The following is a 21361-nucleotide window of genomic DNA, read 5'->3' on the forward strand; positions in this document are numbered from 1 at the left end:
CGGGGCGTTCCCCGGAACGCGGGGCTGGTCGGCTCCCACTGGCGCGGGCAGTCTGGCGCCATGACGACGACACTGATCACCGGAGCGAACAAGGGGCTGGGGTTCGAGACAGCCCGTCGGCTGGTGGAGGCCGGGCACACCGTCTACGTCGGCAGCAGGGATCCGGAGCGCGGTCGGCTGGCCGCCGATCGGCTGGGTGCCAGGTCACTCGTCCTCGACGTCACCGATGACGAGTCCGTCGCGGCGGCGGCGAAGACCGTCGAGGCAGGCGGTGGGCTGGACGTGCTGGTCAACAACGCCGGGACCGAGGGGCGTACCCCGGAGGGAGGCGTGGTCCCCGCCGCCGAGGTCACCGCCGAGATGACGCGCGGGCTGTTCGAGACCAACGTGTTCGGCATCGTGCGGGTGACCAACGCGTTCCTGCCGTCGCTGCGTCGTTCCACCGCCCCCGTGGTGGTCAACCTCAGCAGCGGACTGGCTTCCCTGGCGGGGATGACCACACCGGGCACACCGGTCCACGCGTATCCGGGCATCGCCTATCCCGCCTCGAAGGCCGCCGTCAACATGATCACCGTGCAGTACGCGAAGCAGTTGCCCGAGATGCGGATCAACGCGGTCGACCCCGGTTACACCGCGACCGATCTGAACCACAACACGGGGACCCGGACCGTCGAACAGGGTGCCGAGATCGTCGTTCGCATGGCGCGGATCGGTACCGACGGGCCGACCGGTGGCTACTTCGACGAGGCGGGTCCGCTGCCCTGGTGAGGCCCGGCCCGTTATCGACGAGGCCGACGGGCTGGCAGTATCGGGGTGTGACTACACCGATGCACGGCCGCGTCCCCGAGGTGGCCCTCGAGGAACTGCCGACACAGCTGCCCGAGGGGGCGCTGCTGGATGTGCGGGAGAACGACGAGTGGTCCGCCGGGCACGCCCCGGACGCGGTGCACATTCCGATGAACGAGATCCCGCAGCGGCTCGACGAGATTCCAGAGGCCGATCAGCTCTACGTGATCTGCCGCTCGGGCGGGCGCTCCTCCAAGGTCACCGCCTACCTGAACGCCAGCGGCTGGGACGCGGTCAACGTCCAGCGGGGGATGAACGGCTGGTCCGCTCTCGGCCGCCCGCTGGTGTCCGAGGAGCCGGATACGGAACCATACGTGCTGTGAGGAGCTACCCACCGGCATCCGGCCCACCGATGGAGTGGACGGCCAATCCACCGGGCGGTCCCCGGCAGCCACGCCGATCGCACCGCAGGCGGCCCTACACCGGACCGCCTTCCTACCCGGCACCGCCGCGTTGGGGTTTCCCGCCGCTGGCGTGGCGCTGGCCGTTGGCACTTCCCACGAACGGACGAGCCGATCCGGCCGAACGGATCGTCTCGTTGTCCGTCACCACGGTCGCCACGCTCTGGATCACGGTAGTGCTGGGCAGCGCCGCGGCGACTGCCGAGTTCTGGCGCTACCTGCTGCTCGTGCGGAGCAAGAACGGTGCGCTGGACGGGACTGTTCTGGCGGTCTCGGACGCGCTCGTGGCCACTGCCGGAATCATGACCTGGTTGTTCGGGGTGCTCGGGGGGATCTTCGGGGTGCTGTGGGCACTGCGGGCCCGGGCCTACGCGCATCAACGCGCCGAGCTGCGCCCGGCGCGCCGGGACTGGCAGGTGGTGGCCGGATTCCTCGTTCCGGGACTCAACCTGTTCGTGCCGGGATCGGCACTCGCCGAGCTGGAGCACGCCACGCTGCGCGGAATCGGCGAGGCGGATGGACGCGGACGTCCCGCACCGTCGCGGATCGTCAAGCTGTGGTGGAGCGGTTGGTGCCTGAGTCTGCTGCTGGGCTGGACCGCGCTGCTCTGGGGGCTGCGGGACAGTGCGCAGGCGCTGGCCGACGGGGTGCTGCTGCACGCCGTCTCCGACCTGGCGCTGACCGGGGTGGCGGTGCTGTCGATAATGGTGGTCAGACGGTTCAACCGGCTGTTGGTGCCGCCGGACCCGACTACCTCCCGGCCCGTGCGGGTACGGCGGGTGACCGGTGCCCCGGAACCTCCCCGCGCTTCCAGGCCGCCGCACGCGGCGCGTTGAGCGGTGCCGAACCGTCCTCCGGGGGAGACTGCGCGCTGGTGGGATGTGTCGGTGTCGTCGCGCGGGAAGCCGGATGTGACACAGTGCTTACCCGAGCACGGCAAGCCCAGACGAGCACTACCGGGAGACAGACTTGAGCGAACGCACCGAAGCACAACAGCGCCCCGACTCCGAGATACCGGTGGTCGGTCGCAGGCAGCCGTGTCCGTGCGGCTCCGGCAAGCGCTACAAGGCGTGCCACGGCGCCTCCGGCGGACAGAGCAAGATCAAGGTGACCAGGCCGTTCGAGGGGATCGCGGCCGAGTGCGAACTGGTCGCGCTGCGCGAGTTCGTGCCCTCGGCGACGGCGGTGCTGCCCCGCACCTCCGGTGAGCGCGAGATCGAACTGGCCACGGTGCTGCCGATGGCCGCGGCCGCCCTGGTGCGTACCGACGGCAAGGCGTTCGTCGGACTGCAGGTGCAGACCAAATCCGGTGATATCAGCAGGGACCTGGCCCGCGCCGTGGAGTGGGCGGAGACCGCGGAAGCGGGCAACTCGCTGTCCGCGATCGGACCGGAGGACGCTCCGGAGGGCACGGTTCCCAACCGGCTGCAGGACCTGATGGACACCGAGGCGCAGCTGGACGTGCGGATACACGAGGACTTCTCGTGGTGGATGCCGGAAGGCGTGGAGGCCTCGGGCGAGGTCGCCATGTCGCTGGAACGGGCCAACGCCGCGATCATGCCCACCCGCAGGTTGGAGACCGAGGGCGTGCACGCCGCCTACTGGGTGGACGCGACCGACCGTGCCCATCTGCGTTGGGTGCGCCCCGAGCCCGAGGAGAAGCTGATCTCGGCGATGGCCCGGTTGTCGGCGCGCGGTGAGCTGGCGCTGGACGAGGACAGCCGTTACGCGGGCTCGTTCCGGGCGCACGGCCTGTTGGTGCCGGTGTGGGATCTGGACCGCGAGAAGCACCACCGCGAGTGGGAGGAGCCCGCGGCCGCGCTGGGGCAGCGGTTGGACGAGGCGCTGGCCTCGCTGGACGAGCGGGGCTTGGACGCGGCCGAACGGCGTGCCCGGGACGGTCTTCGCGGGCGGCAGATCACCATTCGTTGAGCAGGGTAGGTGGCTCGGCCCGCGTGGCGGTGCGGGTGGCGGAACCTCGCGCACGGCTCTCGCTGCGGGGAGGCCCGACATCGAGTAGGCACCTACGCCACGTCGGGCCTTCCTCGCGAGAGCCGCACGCGAGAACCCGCGGCGGTGCCGACCGCGAGGGTGGTCGGAGTGCGGCTTGCGGCGAAGCAGCGCGGCGATTTCTCGCGAAATCGCGGTGCTGGTGGGGCGGTGTGGCTGGGGCGGCGGCGATTTCTCGCGAAATCGACACCCCTGGGCCCGTGTCGGGAAGCGACCGTGCGTGTCGCAGCGCGCGTGTCCCCGGTGCGTGAGGCGGATGCATTGCAAGGCCGGGCCGCCTCGCAGCGTAGGTCGCTACTCAAGAGCGGCCCAACGCCGCAAGGCGCCGCCTCACGTGCCGGCTACCCGGCCATCCCAGCCACGAGCCACGCAGCGGGATCTCAGACGGCGCCGCCGGCGGCCTCGGGCGCGGAGGGATCCTCCCCGTCGTCGCCCACCTGCTCCCGGGCGAGGAAGTTCTCGATCTCGAAGAGGTTGCCGTCCGCGCGGTCGACCACGGTCAGCAGGGTGGACATCTGCGCGACCTCCTCGACCTGCTCCTTGAGGAACCACTGCATGAACTGCTCGCCGATGTAGTCGTCCTCGGCGCGCGCGGTCCTGGCCAGCATCTCGATCTCGCGGGTGACCTCGCGTTCCTGCTCCAGCGCCAGGGCCACGGGTTCCCGCGCCTCGTTGAACTCGTTGCGCACCTCGTCGACCGCCGGAATGTGCACGGAAATGTCGTTGTCCATCAGGAAACGCACGATCATCATACCGTGATTGCGCTCTTCCAGCGCCTGCTTGTAGAAGTGCGCGGCGAGGCGGGGGAGATCGGATTTGTCGAACCACACCGCGAGTGCGATGTACTGTTGCGAGGCATTGAACTCGCTGCGCACCTGCTTCTGCAGCAGCTGGTGGAACTTGGACTCGTGTTCTTCCGGATTGGCTGCCTTCAAAGTCATGCCACGAATGTACGCCTTTTGATTCGCGGCGCATTTCTCAGGGTTTCCTCAAAAAAGTTTGGCTTTCCTCAAATAAGTGAGCCTCAGCGAATTGAGGTTAACCTCAGCGAAGTGACCCGTATCGCCCGAGATCGTGCCACCCCGAGTCTCGCACGGAAAATTCATCGTCCCGAGCGACCCCCTGGTCGGTAGCCGTCACGAGATCCACCCCCTGCCGAGCAGCTCGGCGTGGAACGCCTCGTAGCTCTCGGCGAGCCGTGCCACCTCGCCGGGCACCGGTTCCACCGACTCGGCGTCCGGTGTCATGGCCGCGGCGGCCGACCCCAGATCGGGGTGGACCGTGCCACAGGCCGCGAGCAGTGCGGCTCCCAGCGGCGTACCGGCCCGGGGAATCCGCAGCACCGGTTCACCGAGCACCGAGGCGCGGATCCGGCACCAGGTGAGGCTGCGGGCACCTCCTCCGGCGGTGCGGACCTGTCCGGTCACGGGTGCGCCGAGCGAGTCGAGCCGTCGCAGTGCCAGTTTCTCGCAGAACGCCACGCCCTCCAGCCGTGCGCGGTGCAGCTCCACGCGGTCGGCGGGCTCGCCCGACAGGAAACCGCGTGCCCGCCCGTCGGAGAACGGGAAACGTTCCCCCTGCCTGCGCAGCGGGTAGCACAGCACCCCGGCGGGGCCACGTGTCGCGGCAGCGCGGTCCAGCTCGGCCAGCTCGTCGGTCACGTCGGCCAGGGCCTCACCGCCGGTGTTCGACGCCCCTCCCGGCAGCCAGCCGCCCTCGGGGTGCCGGTGGCTGTAGACCACACCGGTCGGGTCGTGCACCAGTTCCGCCGAGACCGCCTTGAGCACCAGGGTGGTCCCGATGACCGTGACCACCCGCCCGGTTTCCACCGCCCCCGCGGCGAGCTGCCCGGCACAGCCGTCCGTCATCCCGGAGCGCACCTCGCAGCCGACCGGCAGCCCGGTCTCGGACGCGGCCTCGCGGGAGACCGTCCCCAGCGGTCGTGCGGGTGCCACCACCTCGGGCAGCCGCGCGGCGTCCACACCCACCGAGTCCAGCGCCTCGTGCACCCACTGTCGGCGCAGCGGGTCGTAGCCGCTCTTGAGCGCGTGGCTGCTGTCGGTGGGCACCGGATGCCCCACCAGCCGTTCGGCTACCAGGTCCGGGGTGTGCAGCAGCCTGGCTCCGGGGTCCTCGGTGCGTTCCGCCAGCAGCGCCAGGTGCGCCAGGCCCGAGGTGGCCGAGGGAGTGATCCCGATGTCGTCCCATCGCCCCGCTCCGGCACGCCGGGCCAGCGCGGCGTGTTCGGCGCCGCGGCGGTCGTCGTACATGATCGCCGGTGCCACCGGCTCCGCCGCGCCGTTCACGGCCGTGACGGTGCCCGAGGTGGCGCAGACGGCCAGCGCCGTGATCGCGCGGCTCCGGTCGCCGAGTTCGGCGGCGCAGCGGGCCAGCGTGTCGCGCACGGCGGGCCACCAGCTCCGCGCGTCCTGTTCGGAGGAACCGTCGGCACCGTGCACCGGCCGTGGCAGGGCGGTGGCCGCTGTCGCCGCGAGTTCGCCACCGGCGTCGCGTACCTCGACGCGCACCTCGGCCGTGGCGATGTCCACCCCCGCGACCAGCGGTTCGGTGGCTCCGGTGTGTCGTACTGCCGCTTCGGTGCTCAAGATCGGGTCCTTCACAGCCGTTCCAGTGCCGCTGGTAGCTCGTCGAGTGAGCGGATCACGGCGTCCGGTTCGGCCAGCTGTTCCGAGGTCGGGTGGGGAGGGGCCTCACCGCGCGTGATCCACACGCTGCGCAGCCCGACCCGTTTCGCGCCGCGCACGTCGGTGTCCAGCCGGTTGCCGACGTGCACGGTTTCGGCGGCGGAGACACCGGCACGGTCCAAGGCGTACCGGAAGATCGCCGGGTCGGGCTTCTCCGCGCCCACCGTCTCCGAGATCGCCCACACGTCGATGTGCTCGGCGATCCCGTCGCGGCGCAGTGCCCGCACCACCAGCTCTCGTTGGTTGGCCACCACGGCCAGGCGGTACGTCCTGGCGAGCGCGCGCACGGTGGGCAGTACTTCCGGGTACAGCGCGCTCGGGGGGTATTCCCAGTAGCTCTCGGCCAGATCGGACAGTCGTTTCCGGTCGTCCGGGGTGAGGAAGTGCTCCGCGATCGCGGTACGCAGCGAGCCCGCCTGGCGCTGTCGCTGTTCGTCGTAGACCCGCTGGAACGTCTCGCGGTCGATCTCGGCTCCGGCGAGTTCGCGGGTGGCCCGCAGCAGCGCGTCGCGGTAGACCGCGTCGTCGTAGATCGGCCCGCCGACGTCGAGCAGTACCAGTTCGGTGGAGGTGGGCCGGTGGTTGTTCGCTTCGCTGGTCATTGGTTCTCGTCGCGTGTTCGGGACCGTGTGGTCGGGCGGTGTGTCGCTCACCAGGATCGCGCATCGGCTCTCGATCCCGGTGTGCCGAGCCGAACGGCGCGTGTGGCGGAGTCGCTCCGCCACACGCGCCGCCGGGACGGGGCGTTCGGAGGTGCTTGCCCGTGACCGTTCCGAACGCCCCCTGACGCCACGCGGCGTCGCCTGCTCACCCGGTTGGTGCGAGCACCTCCCCGAGCGGTGGAGCGGGGTCTGACCGGTCAGCCGGTCGTGGCCCCTGCCGGGGCGGTCGCGGTGGCCGCCCGCGCCTTCTTGGCCTCGCCCGGGTCGCTGCCGTCCTTGACGAAGGTGGACAACACGGCGACGATCACGTACATCAGCGCGAACGCGATGGCCACGCCGCCGCCGCCGAAGACCGGGTGGATGGCGTAGACCGTCACCGGCCCGAGGAAGGCCGCACCGCCGGCGCCGAAGTTGAGCACCGCCAGTGCCGAGCCCTTGTCCTTGGTGGTGACCATGGACGGCATCAGGGCCGAGAGCGGGACGAATCCCGCCAGCAGCACACCGTAGACGGCGCCCAGCGTGGCGGCGACTCCGAAGCTCTCGCTGGCGATCGAGGCGAAGTACCACAGCGGGGTGGCGATCGCGCAGCCCACGCAGCCGAACCAGGTCACGGTGCGGCGCCAGCCGAAGTAGTCACCCAGCACACCGAACGCCAGGTTGGCCGCGATGTTTGCGCCGTAGACGATGCTGGTCATGGCCGCGATCTCGGGAGCGGTGAGGAAGCCGCCGCCGGGGGTCTCCGGTCCGAAGACGAAGGGGAACATCGCGAAGAAGCCGAACTCCGGCGCGGTGTTGACGATACGGGTGATACCGCCCGCCAGGGTCCGCTTGTCGCGCCAGATGATGTCGACGCCCTCGATCAGTCGTTTCGGGCTGCGCGGGTTCTGCACGGTCTCGTCGGCGATGGGCTTGGTGCCGTGCGGTTCCTTGACCGAGCAGCCGATCACACCGCCGACGGCGACCAGCACCAGCGAGAGCACCAGCGTGTTGTGCAGGCTCATGCCCAGCGGGCCGATCGCGAAGGCGGCCACCGCCGCGCCCAGGGTGGGCAGACCACCGGTGAACACGAACCAGAACCAGCCCGCGACCGAGCCGCGCATGTGCACCGGGCTGGCCACCTGCGCCCACACCAGGAAGGCGTAGGCGAACAGCGGGTAGGCGAAGCCGCGGATGCCGTAGATGGTCACGATCAGCAGGTAGCTCTGCGAGGGGATGGCCACGTACAGGAAGAGGAGTTCGAAGACGACCCACCAGCCCGCGCCGAGCCACATCACGTAGCGGGGTCCCCAGATCGAGGACAGCGTGCCGGAGAACCAGGAGGCGATCATCACGGCGAGGCCGTAGATGGTCACCGTGGCGAAGGTGGCCTGGGAGCCCGCCAGCCCGCCGCCTTCGGGCTGCGTCAGGTACTGGGTCAGGTAGGTGATCTCCACGCCGTCGCCGATCATGAAGATCAGCACGCCGACGAAGCCCCAGAGCAGCGGCTTGGGGATACCGATTCTGTCGAGCCAACTACGGCTCTCCGACGCGGCGGTCGAACCGTCCGCCGCTGCTGGTTGCTGTACCAATGTTTTCGCCTCCGAAGCGACTGGTGTTGCCGGACCCCGCGGCCTCGGTCGAGGGGCCCTGTTGACGCGGCGGATGGGCGATCGAGCTGTGATGCGCGGCACCGCCGGTGTTAACCGAGTATCATGCACCTCGTTACTTTCACGCGCAAGATGTTATTTCTGGGTTTCCGGTTGAGGACGCAACGTGTCCGATCGTGAACCGGTCCAGGGGTGATCGTTCGGCTCCACTGCGCTGTTCGGGCGACGTGTTCCCCGAGTCGTGTTAACCCGGGTCTGGACAATTAAAGTAGATAGAGTTAATTTAACGTCAAGTTTGTGAAAGGACGGCGCATGACGGTCAGTGAGGTAACCGAGCCCCGGTCGACGGGACCGCTGCGGGCGGTCGTGTTCGACATGGACGGCGTACTGGTGGAGAGCGAACATCTCTGGGAACGGATGTGGACCCGCTACGCCGCCCGGCACGGACACGAGTGGAGCGCCGAGGACACCTCGACGGTCCAGGGCATGAGCTCGCCCGAATGGTCGGCCTATCTGGGCAGGGTCTGCGGGACCCCGGAACCCGCCTCGGAGACCGAACGCGCGGTCGTCGACGACATGATCGCCGCGCTGGACGACGGCGAGATCGAACTGCTCGACGGCGCCCGTGAGATGGTCACCGAGGTCAGCTCGGTGGTGCCGATCGCGCTCGCCTCATCGGCGGCCAGGCCGCTGATCGACGCCGTGCTCAAGCGGCACGGCCTGGCCGAGCACTTCACGGCCACCGTCTCCAGCGCCGAGGTGCCCAGGGGAAAGCCCAGTCCCGACGTCTACACCGAGGCTGCCCGGCGACTCGGATTCACCGGCGCGGACTGCGCCGGCGTCGAGGACTCCAGCAACGGGATCCGCGCCGCCCACGCGGCCGGGATGAGCGTGGTCGCCATCCCCAACGCCGGCTATCCCCCCAAACCGGACGCCATCGCCTCGGCGAGCGTCGTCGCCGACTCGCTGGACCACGTGCGGAAAACCCTGCTGTCCATGCTGTCCGACCCCGTGACCGAGAGCGAGGGTGCCTGATGACCGGACTGACGGACTCCGCCACGTTCAAGGACTCCTGGCTGGACGGTTTCGTCGCCGCCTACGGCCGCACCGTGGCACGCGTGCCCGGTGCTTACGGCGTGGTGGGCAGGCACGCTCCCCGCCAGGGCAAGGTTTCGGTGATCATCGGTGGTGGTTGCGGGCACTACCCGGCATTCGCCGGACTCGTCGGTCCCGGCCTCGCCGACGCCGCGGTCATCGGCGACGTGTTCACCAGCCCCAGCGCCGAGCAGGTCTACCGGACCGCGTTGGCCGCCGACGGCGGAGCGGGCGTGCTGTTCAGCTACGGCAACTACTCCGGCGACGTGATGCACTTCGGGCTCGCCGCGCGGCGACTGGCGGCCGAGGGCATCGACAGCCGCACCGTGCTGGTCACCGACGACATCGCCAGCGGCTCCGCCGACACCCCCGAGGTTCGGCGCGGCGTGGCCGGTGACTTCTTCGTGTTCAAGGTCGCCGGTGCCGCCGCCGAGCGCGGCGAGAGCCTGGACAGCGTGGCCGCGTTGGCGCGCAAGGCCAACGACCGCACCCGCACCTACGGCGCGGCCTTCGGCGGCTGCACACTGCCCGGCAAGTCGGAGCCGCTGTTCACCGTCGACCCCGGCCGGATGGAACTGGGGCTGGGGATCCACGGCGAGTCCGGAGCGCGCGGCGTCGACACCATGAGCGCCGAGGAACTGGCCGCCGAACTGGTCGACAACCTGCTGACCGAGTTGCCCGCCGGGACCGAGCGGGTGGCCGTGCTGCTCAACGGCCTCGGACGCACCAAGTACGAGGAGATGTTCGCCTGCTATCCGGCCATCGAGCGCAGGCTGCGGGCCGCCGGACTGCGCCCGTACCGCCCCGAGGTGGGGGAGTTCGTCACCTCGCTGGACATGGCCGGACTCTCGTTGTCGCTGCTCGCGTTGGACGACGAGCTCGCCGAGCTCTACGACGCGGAGTGCGACACCCCCGGTTACCGGCCGCTGCGGCCGCTGACCGACCACGAGCCCACTCCCGAGGAACGTGGGGCGGCCCCCGCCGAGGACGCCACCAGCCGGGGCGGGATCGTGCACGAACTGCTCGACCGGGCGCTGGGCGACGTGGCCGACGCCGAGGACGAACTGGGGCGGCTCGACGCGGTGGCCGGTGACGGTGACCACGGCCAGGGCATCGTGCGCGGCCTGCGGGCCGCCGTTCGGGCAGCCGACCGGGTGGGCAGCGACGCGGCCGATCCCCGTTCGATCGGTGACGCGCTGCTGGCGGCCGGGACCGCGCTGGCCGACGCGGCGGGCGGCGCCTCCGGGGCGCTCTACGGAACTCTGCTCAGCCAGACCGGCGCCGGACTGCGCGAGCACGCGACCGTGGACACCGCCGTGCTCTCCGAAGCGGTGCGCGAGGCGTCCCGGGCGGTCGCCGAACTCGGTGGCTCCGCCAAGGGCGACAAGACGCTGCTGGACGCGCTGGAACCGTTCGCCGACGAACTCGCCGAGCGCTCCCTGGCAGGCACCGAGCTGCCCACCGCGCTGACCGCCGCCGCCGAGGTCGCCACGAAGGCGGCGCGGGACACCGAGCGGCTGACCTCCGCACGTGGTCGTGCCTCGCGGTTGGGCGGGCACGACCAGGGCACCGCCGATCCCGGTGCGACCTCACTCGCCCTGCTGCTCAGCGCCGTGGCCGCCGGAGTCTCCGACGGCGCGTGCGAGCGAAACCGTCGAAAGGGGAACCCGGAATCATGAGCCCGATCACCGTGGCCGTGGCGGCCGACAACGCCGGTGTGGCACTGAAGAAACTGATCGCCGAACAGCTGGAGGGTGACACCAGGGTCACCGAGGTGCTGGACTACGGCGTGCACGACGACTCCGACGACCGCGCCTACCCCCGGCTGGGACTAGCGGCGGCGGAAGCCGTGGCACGCGGCGACGCCGATCGTGCGGTGCTGATCTGCGGCACCGGCATCGGCATGTGCATCTCGGCGAACAAGGTCGACGGGGTGCGCGCTACTGTCGCGCACGACTCCTATTCGGCGGAGCGCTCCATCAAGTCGAACGACTGCCAGGTGCTGACCATGGGGTCCAGGGTCATCGGGCCCGAACTGGCCAAACGACTGGTCGACGAGTGGTTGGGCTATTCCTTCGACCCGTCCTCGGCGAGCGCGGCCAAGGTCGCATACATAACCGACTACGAACATCAGAGCTGATAGCCGCGGCTCGCGGCGGTCGCCGCGGCCGGAGCGGTCGGGGGCACCGCGCCCGCGAAGGCCGGTCGCCCCGGAAACCGCCGCGGTGAGCCATCGGACAGCGGTGAGACCGCTGAAGGAGGAATGAACAGTGCGCGTGCTGGCAGCGGGCGACAACTTCGTCGGACCCGACCTGCTCGAGAACGCCGTGCGTTCCCGGGTGAACGACGTCGAGGTCGGCAAGCTCAAACTGCCCTGGCCGGTCGAGCCGTTCGGCCCCGTCGGCGGGGTCGAGGAGGCCAGCGGAACCGAACAGCAGGTGATCGAGGCCGTCGAGGGCGCCGAGGTGTGCGTGACCCAGATGGCGCCGTTCACCGAGCGCGTGTTCGCGGCGGCACCCTCGTTGAAACTGGTCGCGGTCTCGCGCGGTGGTCCGGTCAACGTGGACCTCGCGGCGGCGACCAGGGCGGGGGTTTCGGTCACCTACGCACCCGGACGCAACGCCGCCGCTGCCGCCGAGTACGCGGTGGGCATGATCCTGGCCGCGATGCGCCGCATCCCGGACGCCGACGCCGAACTCAAGCGGGGCAACTGGCGGGGCGACTTCTACGCCTACCCCGAGGCGGGCATCGAGCTGGAGGGCAGCACGGTCGGCCTGGTCGGCTACGGCGCGATCGGCAGCAGGGTGGCCAAGGTGCTGCGCGCCTTCGGCGCGGAAGTACTGGTCGCCGATCCCTACGCCGATCAGGACGGGCTGCGCGCCGACGGTGTGGAACCAGTCGCGCTGGAGGAGATGCTGCCCCGCTGCTCGGTGGTCAGCCTGCACGCCAGGCTCACCCCGGAGACCAAGCACCTGCTCGACGCCGACCGCCTGGCGCTGCTGCCCGAGGGCGCGGTGCTGGTCAACACCGCCCGCGGTGGCCTGCTCGACTACCAGCCGCTGCCCGGCCTGCTGCGCAGCGGCAAGCTGGGTGCGCTGGCGCTGGACGTCTACGACGAGGAGCCCCCGCCGCCGGAGTGGCCGCTGCACGGCGCGCCCAACCTCATCACCACCCCGCACCTCGCGGGCGCGACCCGGCAGACCGCGCACCGCGCCGCCGAGATCGTGGCCGCCGAGGTGGATCGGTTCGCGCGGGGCGAGCGGGCCGCGCACCTGGCCAATCCCGACGTCCGGGGGAGCGAGACATGATCACCGCGGTCGACATCGGAACTTCGCTGACCAAGGCGGCGGCCTTCGACGACTCGGGCCGCGTGCTCGCCGAGGCGAGCAGGCAGTCGCACCTGGAGCACTACCCCGACGGCAGAGTGGAGCAGGACCTCGACGACGTGGTGTCCACCGTGGCCGCCGTGGTGCGCGACGTGGGTGAGCGGACCGGGCAGCAGCCGCGCGCCGTGGCGCTGACCGGGCAGGGCGACGGGTTGTGGTTGCGGGACTCCGCCGGGAGGCCGGTCCGGCAGCCCATCTCGTGGATGGACGGTCGCGCCGCTGCCGTGGTCAAGCGGTGGCAGCGCGACGGGGTCAGCAGGCAGGTCTACGAGCGCACCGGCAACGGGCTGTTCCCCGGTGCGCAGGGACCCCTGCTGGCCCACCTTCGCGACAACGAGCCGGAGTCGCTGCGCGACGCCGCGGTGGCCGGGTACTGCGTCGACTCGGTGCTGCACGTGCTGACCGGCGAGATCAGCGTGGACGCCTCGGACGCCTCCGTGCCGTTCCTGGACGCCGACACCAGGGAGTACGACGAGCGGGCGCTGGAGGCGTGCGGGCTGACCGAGTTCCGGCACCTGCTGCCCAAGCCGGCCCGGCCGCGGCAGCTCTTCGAGCTCGACGCCAACGGCGCGGAACTGCTGGGGCTGCCCCAGGGGTTGCCGGTCACGGCGGGCCCGTTCGACCTGCCCGCCTGCGCCGTGGGCGGCGGGCTGCACGAGTTCGGCGACGGGCTGCTGATCGTGGGAACCACGCTGGCCTGCCAGGTACTCACCGAGTCGGGCAACCGCCGTTGGCAGGAAGAGCCCTCCGGGATGTGGTTGTGCACGCCCGAGGAGAACCAGCTGCTGCACGGCATGCCCGCGATGGTGGGAACCGCCAGCCTCGACTGGGTGCTGGACCTGCTCGGCATGGAGATCGGTGATCTCGGCGGGGCGCTGGAGGCCAGCCCACCGGGAGCCAACGACGTCTCCGCGCTGCCCTTCCTGGCGCCGGGCGGGGAGCGCTCGCCATTCGTGGATCCGCGCGCCAGCGGGCAGATCAGCGGGGTGCGGTTGGGCACCAGCCGCAGCGACGTGGTGCGGGCGGTCTGCGAGAGCGTGGCCTACGCGGCGCGGCACTGCTTCGAGGCGGCCGGGCTGAACGGCAAGCTGGTGGCCTGCGGCGGCGGCACGCGCTCGCATCCCTGGGCGCAGGTGTTCGCCGACGTGCTGGGGCAGCCGCTGCACCTCACGGACGACCCCGGCATGGGGGCCAGGGGAGCGGCGGTGACGGCCGCCCGCGCGCTGGGCGACGAGGTGGACTCCGGCGAGTGGACGCTGCCGCTGCGCGAGGTCCGGCCCAACCCGGAGGTGCGGGAGCGCTACGAGGACGGCTACCGCCGCTACCGCGAGACGCTGGACAGCATGCGCGAGCTCTGGCGCGACTGGATGGGCTGAGACTCACGGGCCGAGATCGCTCTCCACGGGGTCGCTTCCCACGCGGTCGCTCCCCGTGGGGCGCGGCGATTTCGCGAGAAATTGACGCCGTCGTGGGGCGGTTGGCGCCTCCTTTCGCCGCCCCGCGAGGGTGGGACCGTGACCGGACACTGTCGGATCCCTCGTCCGAGGAGGTCACGGTCCCACCCGGTATTCGCCGTTTCCCGGGCTGTCCTGCACCCGGGATCCTCCGCTTCGGATGCCTCTTCGCGTCCCGGGCGCGGGCGGCTCGTGCCGGTGCGACGCGGTGCCGAGTACCGCGTCGTGCCCGTGCGGACGTTGTTCAGGCGTTCGTCGTACTCGGAGTGGCTTCCGATTCGCGCGGTTTGCGCAACATCCGGTCGACCGAGTAGTTGCCGCCGCTGAAGCCGAGGGCGAGCGCGGCGGCGGCCAGCACGAGCACGTACTCGTAACCTCCGCCGGAGGAGAAGAAGCCCTGGCTGAGGTGGACGAAGAACAACGCCCCGAGCATGACCGCCGCCAACAGCACGCCTACGAGCGGCAGTGCTACTCCCAGGATCAGTGCGATACCGCCCAGCGTCTCCACCAGCGCGGCGAACCAGGCTGATACTCCGGGGGCGGGTATTCCCATGCCCGCGAACGATTCGGCGGTGCCGCTGATTCCCCACTGGGTGAGTTTCTGCATGCCGTGGGCGATGAACACGATTCCGAGCACGACTCGCCCGAGAAGCAGGGCGAGATCGCGGATTCCGGCTGGTAACTGCGGCACGGTCTTCCTCCTGTGGTTCGGCGTCGGGGTTCCCCGACCGGGTAGTTCAAATTGAAACCATCGCCAAATTACCGGGTTGTTCAAATTCGAACAACCGCTATGATGGGTGCATGACGCAACCGAGGTGGCTGGACTCCGAGGAAAAGGCCGCGTGGAACGCCTTTCTGGCGGCGAGCCACCGGGTGGAGCGGCGTGTGGAACATCACCTGCGTGAGCAGGAGGGACTGTCGCATCCGCAGTACGAGATCCTGGTGCGGCTGGCCGACGAGCCGGAGTGGCAGCTGCGGATGACCGAGCTGGCCGAATCGCTGCTGACCTCCAAGAGCGGGGCTTCGTACCAGATCGGCAAGCTCGAGAAGGCCGGGCTGGTGTATCGCAGCTCGTGCCCCGGCGACGATCGCGGGGTGTTCGCGGTGCTGACCGAGAAGGGCATGGCGAAGCTGAACCGGGTGGCGCCCGGCCACGTGGAGCTGGTCCGCTCCTCGCTGATCGACCTGCTCAGCCGCGAACAACTGGCCGCGCTGACCGACGCGCTCGACACCGTGGGGCGGGGGCTGGAGGACTGAGTGACGCGATCCCGAGCACCTGTTTGCCGACTTCGAGTGGTCGTGCCGACACGAGTCGAGCGGCTGAGCGCGGTGCTCCGAGAGCTACGTCGTCGCCGAGAATCTTTCGGCGTGTCTCGTGCGCTGTCTTGCACCGGGGCTTCGCAGATTTCGCGAGAAATCGACGCCCCGGTCACGGCGTAGCGCGGCATGCGCGCCAGGTCAGCCCTGGTCGTAGTCGCCGGTTTTGAGGTGATTCAGGAATCCGGCCCAGATTGCGGGGGTGACGGTGAGGGCGCCGCCCGCGCGGTCCTTGGTGTCGCGAACGGCGATGGTGTTGTCGGCGAAGCCGACTTCGACGCAGTGGGCGTTGTTGGCGCTGCGGCTGGGCTTGCGCCATGTGTGCGGTGCGGGATGTTCACGGGTCATCGTCACGGCTGAGTTCCACCTTCCTGGCTGATCGGACACCGAACAGGACGCTTCGGAGCAGCTCATTACCCCTACGGGGTCACTTCGCCGCTGGCCACGACGGTAGCGACAACTCCAGGGCTCGTTGCGCCAAGTCGCACGGGTTTACTTTTCCGATGTTCTCAGTGGAAATAAAAGTGGAGGACAGGACTATCTGGTTTTCGTTTGCGGCCATGTACATCGCGCAACCCGAGCTTTTCATAGGAGCTTCCGTGTTTCCCACAATTGCGGGATGTCCGGAAACCTCCAGCTTTTCGAAGTATCCGTAGCTCGATTTGTTGTCGTAGTACTGCTGGATGGAGCGTTCGGGGAACGCGACTAAGAGCCCCTAACGCATTTGTTTGGGGAGTCGGCGCCAGCTGATGAGGCTGGTGGCGAGGGTGAGGAAGCCGTGGTGGATGTCGGTGCGGCGTTCCCATCGGGTGGCCAGGCGTCGGAACTGGTGTAGCAGTGCCAGGGTTTGTTCGACGACCCAGCGCACGGGCTGGTTGGTGTCGCGGGTGCGTTTCCGGCTGATCAGCGGAGTGATTCCGCGTTGCCGGAGCTGGTGGCGGTAGGGCTCGTAGTCATAGCCGCGGTCCGCGACGAGCACGTCGGGTTTGCGGCGGGGCCGTCCGCGTCGCCCTCGTACCGGCGGGACCTTTTCGACCAGCGGCAGCAGTTGGGTAATGTCATGCCGGTTGCCGCCGGTGAGGAGGGTGGCCAGCGGAATGCCGCCGCCATCGGTGATCAGGTGGTGCTTCGATCCGGTTTTGCCCCGGTCAACGGGGCTCGGCCCCGTGGCCGTGCCCCCCTTTTCGCGCGGACGTGGGAAGCATCCACACACGCCCGCGACCAATCGATCTGTCCGGCCGCGTTGAGTTCGGCCAGTAGCACCTCGTGGAGCTGGTCGAAGACCCCTGTTTCCTGCCAGTCCCGCAGGCGCCGCCAGCACGTCATTCCGGATCCGAACCCCAGCTCCTGCGGCAGGTCTTCCCACCCGATACCGGTGACCAGCACGAACAGGATGCCCTGCAACACCTGCCGATCCGGTAACGGCTTCGGCCCGGTCCGACCCGCCGGACGCGCCGGCAACAGCGGCTCGATCCGCTCCCACAACTCGTCTGAGACCACCCACGGCGCAGCCATCAACCAAGATCATCCCAGCCCGGTATCACCAACGTGTTAGGGGCTCTTAGTGGTCACGCCTATTGTGGTGGCGGCTTCGGTGGGTAGTAGTTCGCATGGTTCGAGTGCGGCGGGGTTTTTGGGGTTGGTGATTCCGGTTTCGGATTGCGAGGCGGATGAGGTCACGTTGCTGGTGGTTGTGTCTTCTGGGTTTCCGGTTTGTCCCGTTGAGTTACTGGAGCAGGCGGCCAGTGCCATGGTCAGTGCGAGCCCGCCCGCGATGACAGCGCCGCGTCGTGCCTTGTGCATGAGGTTTTCCACGGTGTTCAGCTCTGCCTTTCGGTGTCGCGTTGTGCGACCGAAGCGTTGTCCTCGGCGATGTCGTATTCGCGCAGCAGGGCTTCGTAAGCGGCTATCTTCTCGTTCAGTTTGTCGCGAATGTCCTCAGCGGCAGCGTGAAGCGATCCTTCGGGGGCGTTCATGCGCTTCTGGAGCGCCTCGCTCGTGAGGGAGGGGTGAAGGTGGTTGTGGAACTCCTGTGATGGAGGTGGTGGTGCCACATGGATCCTCCTCACGGAGGAGTTCCAGCTACCGGGTTGTGTCTGTGACCTCGGGAGGATGCTTCGGAGTAGCTCATTACCCCTGTGGGGTCACTTCGCCGCTGGCCACGATGGCAGAGATAGCTCCAGAGCCTGCTTTGCCAAGTCGCACGGATTTACTTTTCCGATGTTTTTAGTGGAAATAAACATGGAAGACATGACTATTTGGTTTTCGTTAGCGGCCATGTACATCGTGCAATTGGAACCCTCCATGGGGGCTTTCGTGTTCCCCACAACTGCGGGATATTCGGAAACTTGCATTTTTTCGAAGTATCCGTAGTTTGATTTGTTGTCGTAGTATTGCTGAATTGTGCGATCGGGGAGCGCGACTAAGGTAACTTGCTTCGAGCCATTCTCTCTGCCTTTCCAAGCGCACAGATCTGGGAGGCTGGGTTTGAGATCGTTCTGTTTCCTTTCTCCTCTGGTCTCCACTCCCAGTGTGGCGGTGGCTTCGGTGGGTAGTAGTTCGCATGGTTCGAGTGCGGCGGGGTTTTTGGGGTTGGTGATTCCGGTTTCGGATTGCGAGTCGGACGAAGCTAAGCTGCTGGTGGCTGTGTCTTCTGGAGTTCCGGTCTGGCCCGTTGAGTCACTGGAGCAGGCGGCCAGTGTTATGGTCAGCGCGAGTCCGCCCGCGATGACAGCGCCGCGTCGTGCCTTGTGCGTGAAGTTTTCCACGGTGTTCAGCTCTGCCTTTCGGTGTCGCGCTGTGCGACCGAAGCGTTGTCCTCGGCGATGCCGTATTCGCGCAGCAGGGCTTCGAAAGCGGCTATCTTCTCGTCCAGCTTGTTACGAATATCTTCAGCGGCAGCGCGAAGTGATCCTTCTGGATCGCTCATACGCTTCTGGAACGCCTCGCGTGCCTTTCCGGTGGTGTCGTCGTATGCGGTCAACTCGCCCGGGGCGATTGTTGTTGAGTTGTTGGCGATCTCTGTGGCCTCGTCTCTTGCCTTGCGCAGGTCCGCGATGGATGCTTTGAGTTTGTCCTGGTCGACGCTGAAACCGTCTTGGCTCACGTCTGCTCCTTCCTGGGCCGTTGGCCGCTGGGTCGTGATCCGAAACCGGGTCACATCCTGCCGGATCTGGGTATGTCGCGTCAGCGGGATGGACCTACGGCCACTATGACGATCAGCACTCCGAGGTGTTCCGGGAACGCACCGCGATCACTCGGATGGTCCAATGCTGTCCATAGTGCTCGCGCAGGGGGAGCGGCCAACCAGGCGAGGTCGCTCTGCCGAACGGTCCGCGAGTCTGATCGGGATGCCGCTCGTGCCGCGTAGTGCCGGGGCTTTGGGAGTTTCGCGGGAAATCGACGCCCCGGCCACGGCGTAAACGGCGCTGGGTTGGGTCAGCCCTGGTCGTAGTCGCCGGTTTTGAGGTGGTTCAGGAATCCGGCCCAGGCCGCTGGGCTGACGGTGAGGGTGCCGCCCTGCCGGTCCTTGGTGTCGCGGATGCCGACGGCCTGACTGGATAAGGCGATCTCGACGCAGTTGGTCTTCTGGTGCGACCGGCTCGACTTCCGCCAGGTTGCATTGGTGGGAATCATTGGTGTTTCTCCATGTGTGCGGCGTTTTGCTCGACGATCTCTCGTGATTCCGCTTCAGGGTGGGCCAGCTCGTGCAGGGTGACAACGGCTTCCCGGTAGGCCGTGACGTCGCGCATGCCATAGAGAAACGCTGCGGAGCTGTAGTGCTCCAGATGGACGATCGGCGCGGCTTTCGAGAACTCGTACAGCACGAAGGGTCCTGCGTGTGCCGGATGAACGATCTGTTGCCGCGTGGGAAGAACCCGGATCGTGATATTCGGTTCCTCGTCCATTTTGAGCAGATGGCGTAGTTGCTCTGCCATGACCGGATAGCCACCGGTGGGCTGCTGCAGAGCTTCCTCGGAGATGATGGCCGTCAGGTGCGGACCATCCGCTCTCGTGATCGTGTCACGCCTGCCGAGACGCAGCACGACTCGTTTTTCTGTTTCACCGGGAGAGATCCCCGACATCACGGTGCGGGTGTAGTCGGCGGTTTGGAGCAGGCCCGGAACCAGCAGCGGTGACACGTCGGTGATGGCAGTCGCGGATCTTTCGCACTCGATCAGTGTCTTCAGCTGCTGTTCTACACCGGGCGCTCCCGAGGTGAGCCAGTTCGGTTCACCGACTTCTCGGGCGATGGCGAGGATGCGTTCGTACTCGGTATCGCTCACCCCGAGAGCCGAGAGGTAATCAGCCACTCTTTCGGGCTCAGGTACGGCATCGCCAGTCTCGTAACGGGACACCGTCATGTGGTGCGTACCGAGTCTTTGTGCCAGTTGACGGATGCTCGCTTTCGCCTGTTGGCGACATTCACGCAGCTCAGCGCCCAGCGCTCGTGCTTGCGGGCTTCCTCGTGCGCTGCGGGCCATGTGCCACATCCTAAACACTCTCGTTGACCCTCATAGATCACCTGAAGGTGTCATTGACCAGGAGTGATCCCAACTTGGAGTCTGTAACATGTGACAGCTTGTTAAACATGTGCAACTGTCGCTCCGAAGTAAAGCGATCTCGCTGAAACGTTCGAGAGAGTTCACAAGGAGTGTTCGCGATGCTTGAGGTTCCGTTGTTGGGGTGGGGTTGGTCGGGTCCGGTGGTGTGGTGGAACCCGGTGGGCGGGTTTCGACACGCCTTCTCGCGGGAGGTTCGGCCGCGTCCGGAGCAGCGGCGTGACACGTTGTGCGGGCAGCACGTGGTGTTGACGGATCCGTCCGAGGTGGACTGGCTGGTGCCGACCTGTGACATCTGCATGAGCGCGGCGATCGAGCACGGCCGTGAACAGGAGCGCCAGGAACAGGAGACCAGTCGCAAGCTCCGCGAACGCTTCGGCGATCACGGGGGTGCGCTGTGACGGCGGCCAGCACGCTGGGCCCGGCCGTGCCGCACCAGCCACTCGGGTTGCTGTGGCTGATCGGCACGGTGCTGGCGCTGGCGGTGGGCAGCGCGCTGGCCCCACTACGCGGCGGGCACGGCGAGCACGCCGACGTCGGTCCGGGCGCGCTGACGGTCGCCGGTCTGCTCGCGCGGCACCAGACACCGAACTCGGCCGAACGCCGCGACGACAGTGCCACCACCGGGAACAGCACGCCGGGAGTGAGCTGTGGCCCTATCCCGCCGGGCTCGCTGTTGCGGCGAGCCACGATCGTGCTGCACGGCCCCGACCGCTCACCCGACTCGGGCTGGTGGGACGCCCTCGGCCACCGGCCGGATCCCAACCCCACACCGGCCGAACGACGCGCCCTGCTCAACCACCCCGACTACCGACCCCACAACGCGGCCAGACAACGACCACGCCACCCCACCAGCCTCGCGGAGGAAGACCTCGCCAGGCTGCTCAGCCTGCCCGAAGTGCCCGAGCGGATCCCCGAACCCGGCTACATCGGCGAACACCGGCTCGAAGCGAGCCGTTCCCGCTCCGCAGCGGTAAATCCTAAATGGACGGAACTCGGAAACGGTGGAGAAGGATGCGAGGTGAGGCACATCGGCGAACCGTCGCCGTACCGAGAACGGGCCATGGCTGCCTGAACGGTCGGCGAGAGCACTGTCGCTCCGCCACCGACAGCAGCACACGTATCTATCCAATGTCTCCCGCCAACGTTCTTGCCAACGACCGGCTCGGTCGCTGTGTGCGATACTGCCGCTCGCGTTTCTTCGAGCGCGATCGCTGAAGGTTGGGAGCCGCTACTGCCGCTCCCAGCCTTTCTTCGTTACGAAGCCATGAGGAGACACCCCGGAGATCACCCTGCTCAGCGCCGACGAGCGGATCGTGCTGCCCAAGAGTGGAAGC

Annotated in this window: 24 protein-coding genes; 12 read left to right on the forward strand and 12 right to left on the reverse strand. The window is 68.2% G+C overall.

Annotated features, from left to right (window positions below; genetic code table 11):
• Positions 1-60 precede the first annotated feature (60 nt).
• The 4 genes from J2S53_RS16630 (at position 61) to J2S53_RS16645 (ending at position 3179) form a co-directional block, all read left to right on the forward strand.
• Positions 61-768: an SDR family NAD(P)-dependent oxidoreductase gene (locus J2S53_RS16630; RefSeq protein ID WP_456241740.1), complete on the forward strand. Its 708-nt coding sequence runs from the start codon at positions 61-63 to the stop codon at positions 766-768.
• A gap of 59 nt (positions 769-827) precedes the next feature.
• Positions 828-1169, forward strand: coding sequence for a rhodanese-like domain-containing protein (locus tag J2S53_RS16635; RefSeq protein ID WP_456242811.1), 342 nt, complete (start codon positions 828-830; stop codon positions 1167-1169).
• Positions 1166-2083 carry a DUF4328 domain-containing protein gene (locus J2S53_RS16640; protein WP_456241741.1) on the forward strand — a complete coding sequence of 306 codons (918 nt, stop codon included), beginning with the start codon at positions 1166-1168 and terminating at the stop codon, positions 2081-2083. Before J2S53_RS16635 ends, J2S53_RS16640 begins: the two co-directional genes overlap by 4 nt.
• Positions 2084-2216: 133 nt before the next feature.
• Positions 2217-3179: a DUF5926 family protein gene (locus J2S53_RS16645; protein WP_456241742.1), complete on the forward strand. Its 963-nt coding sequence runs from the start codon at positions 2217-2219 to the stop codon at positions 3177-3179.
• 458 nt (positions 3180-3637) lie between these two features.
• Here the strand turns inward: J2S53_RS16645 and J2S53_RS16650 are convergent, their stop codons facing one another.
• From J2S53_RS16650 to J2S53_RS16665, 4 genes are all read right to left on the reverse strand, one after another.
• Positions 3638-4198: a ferritin gene (locus tag J2S53_RS16650; RefSeq protein ID WP_456241743.1), complete on the reverse strand. Its 561-nt coding sequence runs from the start codon at positions 4196-4198 to the stop codon at positions 3638-3640.
• 195 nt (positions 4199-4393) lie between these two features.
• Positions 4394-5863, reverse strand: coding sequence for an FGGY-family carbohydrate kinase (locus tag J2S53_RS16655; RefSeq protein ID WP_456241744.1), 1470 nt, complete (start codon positions 5861-5863; stop codon positions 4394-4396).
• Positions 5864-5874: 11 nt separating this feature from the next.
• Positions 5875-6564: an HAD family hydrolase gene (locus J2S53_RS16660; protein ID WP_456241745.1), complete on the reverse strand. Its 690-nt coding sequence runs from the start codon at positions 6562-6564 to the stop codon at positions 5875-5877.
• A gap of 257 nt (positions 6565-6821) precedes the next feature.
• Positions 6822-8192: an RbtT/DalT/CsbX family MFS transporter gene (locus tag J2S53_RS16665; protein WP_456241746.1), complete on the reverse strand. Its 1371-nt coding sequence runs from the start codon at positions 8190-8192 to the stop codon at positions 6822-6824.
• A 330-nt stretch (positions 8193-8522) separates the two neighbouring features.
• On the opposite strand from J2S53_RS16665, the gene J2S53_RS16670 reads away from it, so the two are divergent.
• The 5 genes from J2S53_RS16670 to J2S53_RS16690 all read left to right on the forward strand — a co-directional run bounded on the left by J2S53_RS16670 (position 8523) and on the right by J2S53_RS16690 (position 14067).
• On the forward strand, positions 8523-9245 hold the full coding sequence (locus J2S53_RS16670) for an HAD family hydrolase (RefSeq protein ID WP_456241747.1): 723 nt from the start codon (positions 8523-8525) through the stop codon (positions 9243-9245).
• Positions 9245-10984, forward strand: a complete 1740-nt coding sequence (locus J2S53_RS16675; RefSeq protein WP_456241748.1) for a dihydroxyacetone kinase family protein — start codon at positions 9245-9247, stop codon at positions 10982-10984. Before J2S53_RS16670 ends, J2S53_RS16675 begins: the two co-directional genes overlap by 1 nt.
• A gap of 5 nt (positions 10985-10989) precedes the next feature.
• Complete coding sequence (locus J2S53_RS16680) at positions 10990-11445, forward strand: ribose-5-phosphate isomerase (RefSeq protein ID WP_092925650.1); 456 nt, start codon at positions 10990-10992, stop codon at positions 11443-11445.
• Between the two features lie 130 nt (positions 11446-11575).
• Positions 11576-12613, forward strand: a complete 1038-nt coding sequence (locus tag J2S53_RS16685; RefSeq protein ID WP_456241749.1) for a 2-hydroxyacid dehydrogenase — start codon at positions 11576-11578, stop codon at positions 12611-12613.
• Positions 12610-14067 carry an FGGY family carbohydrate kinase gene (locus J2S53_RS16690; RefSeq protein ID WP_456241750.1) on the forward strand — a complete coding sequence of 486 codons (1458 nt, stop codon included), beginning with the start codon at positions 12610-12612 and terminating at the stop codon, positions 14065-14067. Before J2S53_RS16685 ends, J2S53_RS16690 begins: the two co-directional genes overlap by 4 nt.
• Before the next feature lie 322 nt (positions 14068-14389).
• On the opposite strand, the gene J2S53_RS16695 is transcribed toward J2S53_RS16690, so the two are convergent.
• Positions 14390-14836, reverse strand: a complete 447-nt coding sequence (locus J2S53_RS16695) for a DoxX family protein (RefSeq protein ID WP_456241751.1) — start codon at positions 14834-14836, stop codon at positions 14390-14392.
• Between the two features lie 110 nt (positions 14837-14946).
• Here J2S53_RS16695 and J2S53_RS16700 point away from each other — a divergent pair, with 110 nt between their 5' ends.
• Positions 14947-15402 carry a MarR family winged helix-turn-helix transcriptional regulator gene (locus J2S53_RS16700; protein ID WP_456241752.1) on the forward strand — a complete coding sequence of 152 codons (456 nt, stop codon included), beginning with the start codon at positions 14947-14949 and terminating at the stop codon, positions 15400-15402.
• A 201-nt stretch (positions 15403-15603) separates the two neighbouring features.
• Here the strand turns inward: J2S53_RS16700 and J2S53_RS16705 are convergent, their stop codons facing one another.
• The 7 genes from J2S53_RS16705 to J2S53_RS16735 all read right to left on the reverse strand — a co-directional run bounded on the left by J2S53_RS16705 (position 15604) and on the right by J2S53_RS16735 (position 19946).
• Positions 15604-15810, reverse strand: a complete 207-nt coding sequence (locus tag J2S53_RS16705) for a DUF397 domain-containing protein (protein ID WP_456242812.1) — start codon at positions 15808-15810, stop codon at positions 15604-15606.
• Positions 15811-16177: 367 nt separating this feature from the next.
• A protein-coding gene (locus J2S53_RS16710) for an IS5 family transposase (RefSeq protein ID WP_456241753.1) occupies positions 16178-16977 on the reverse strand; the annotation gives its coding sequence in 2 pieces (ribosomal slippage) (positions 16178-16630 and positions 16633-16977; 798 coding nt in all).
• 305 nt (positions 16978-17282) lie between these two features.
• Positions 17283-17516: a hypothetical protein gene (locus J2S53_RS16715; RefSeq protein WP_456241754.1), complete on the reverse strand. Its 234-nt coding sequence runs from the start codon at positions 17514-17516 to the stop codon at positions 17283-17285.
• Between the two features lie 90 nt (positions 17517-17606).
• On the reverse strand, positions 17607-18230 hold the full coding sequence (locus J2S53_RS16720; protein WP_456241755.1) for a DUF3558 domain-containing protein: 624 nt from the start codon (positions 18228-18230) through the stop codon (positions 17607-17609).
• A gap of 5 nt (positions 18231-18235) precedes the next feature.
• Positions 18236-18568, reverse strand: a complete 333-nt coding sequence (locus tag J2S53_RS16725; RefSeq protein WP_456241756.1) for a hypothetical protein — start codon at positions 18566-18568, stop codon at positions 18236-18238.
• A gap of 332 nt (positions 18569-18900) precedes the next feature.
• Positions 18901-19098, reverse strand: a complete 198-nt coding sequence (locus J2S53_RS16730; protein ID WP_456241757.1) for a DUF397 domain-containing protein — start codon at positions 19096-19098, stop codon at positions 18901-18903.
• Entirely contained in the window at positions 19095-19946 is an 852-nt protein-coding gene (locus J2S53_RS16735; RefSeq protein ID WP_456241758.1) for a helix-turn-helix domain-containing protein, read from the reverse strand. Before J2S53_RS16735 ends, J2S53_RS16730 begins: the two co-directional genes overlap by 4 nt.
• A gap of 179 nt (positions 19947-20125) precedes the next feature.
• Between J2S53_RS16735 and J2S53_RS16740 the strand changes: the two genes are divergently transcribed.
• Together J2S53_RS16740 and J2S53_RS16745 are read left to right on the forward strand one after the other, a co-directional pair.
• On the forward strand, positions 20126-20425 hold the full coding sequence (locus J2S53_RS16740) for a zinc finger protein (RefSeq protein WP_456241759.1): 300 nt from the start codon (positions 20126-20128) through the stop codon (positions 20423-20425).
• Positions 20422-21099, forward strand: coding sequence for a hypothetical protein (locus J2S53_RS16745; protein WP_456241760.1), 678 nt, complete (start codon positions 20422-20424; stop codon positions 21097-21099). The genes J2S53_RS16740 and J2S53_RS16745 overlap by 4 nt, the downstream gene beginning before the upstream one ends.
• Positions 21100-21361: the final 262 nt, after the last annotated feature.

Origin of the sequence: Actinopolyspora lacussalsi, assembly GCA_030803735.1 — a bacterium.
GTDB lineage: Bacteria > Actinomycetota > Actinomycetes > Mycobacteriales > Pseudonocardiaceae > Actinopolyspora > Actinopolyspora lacussalsi.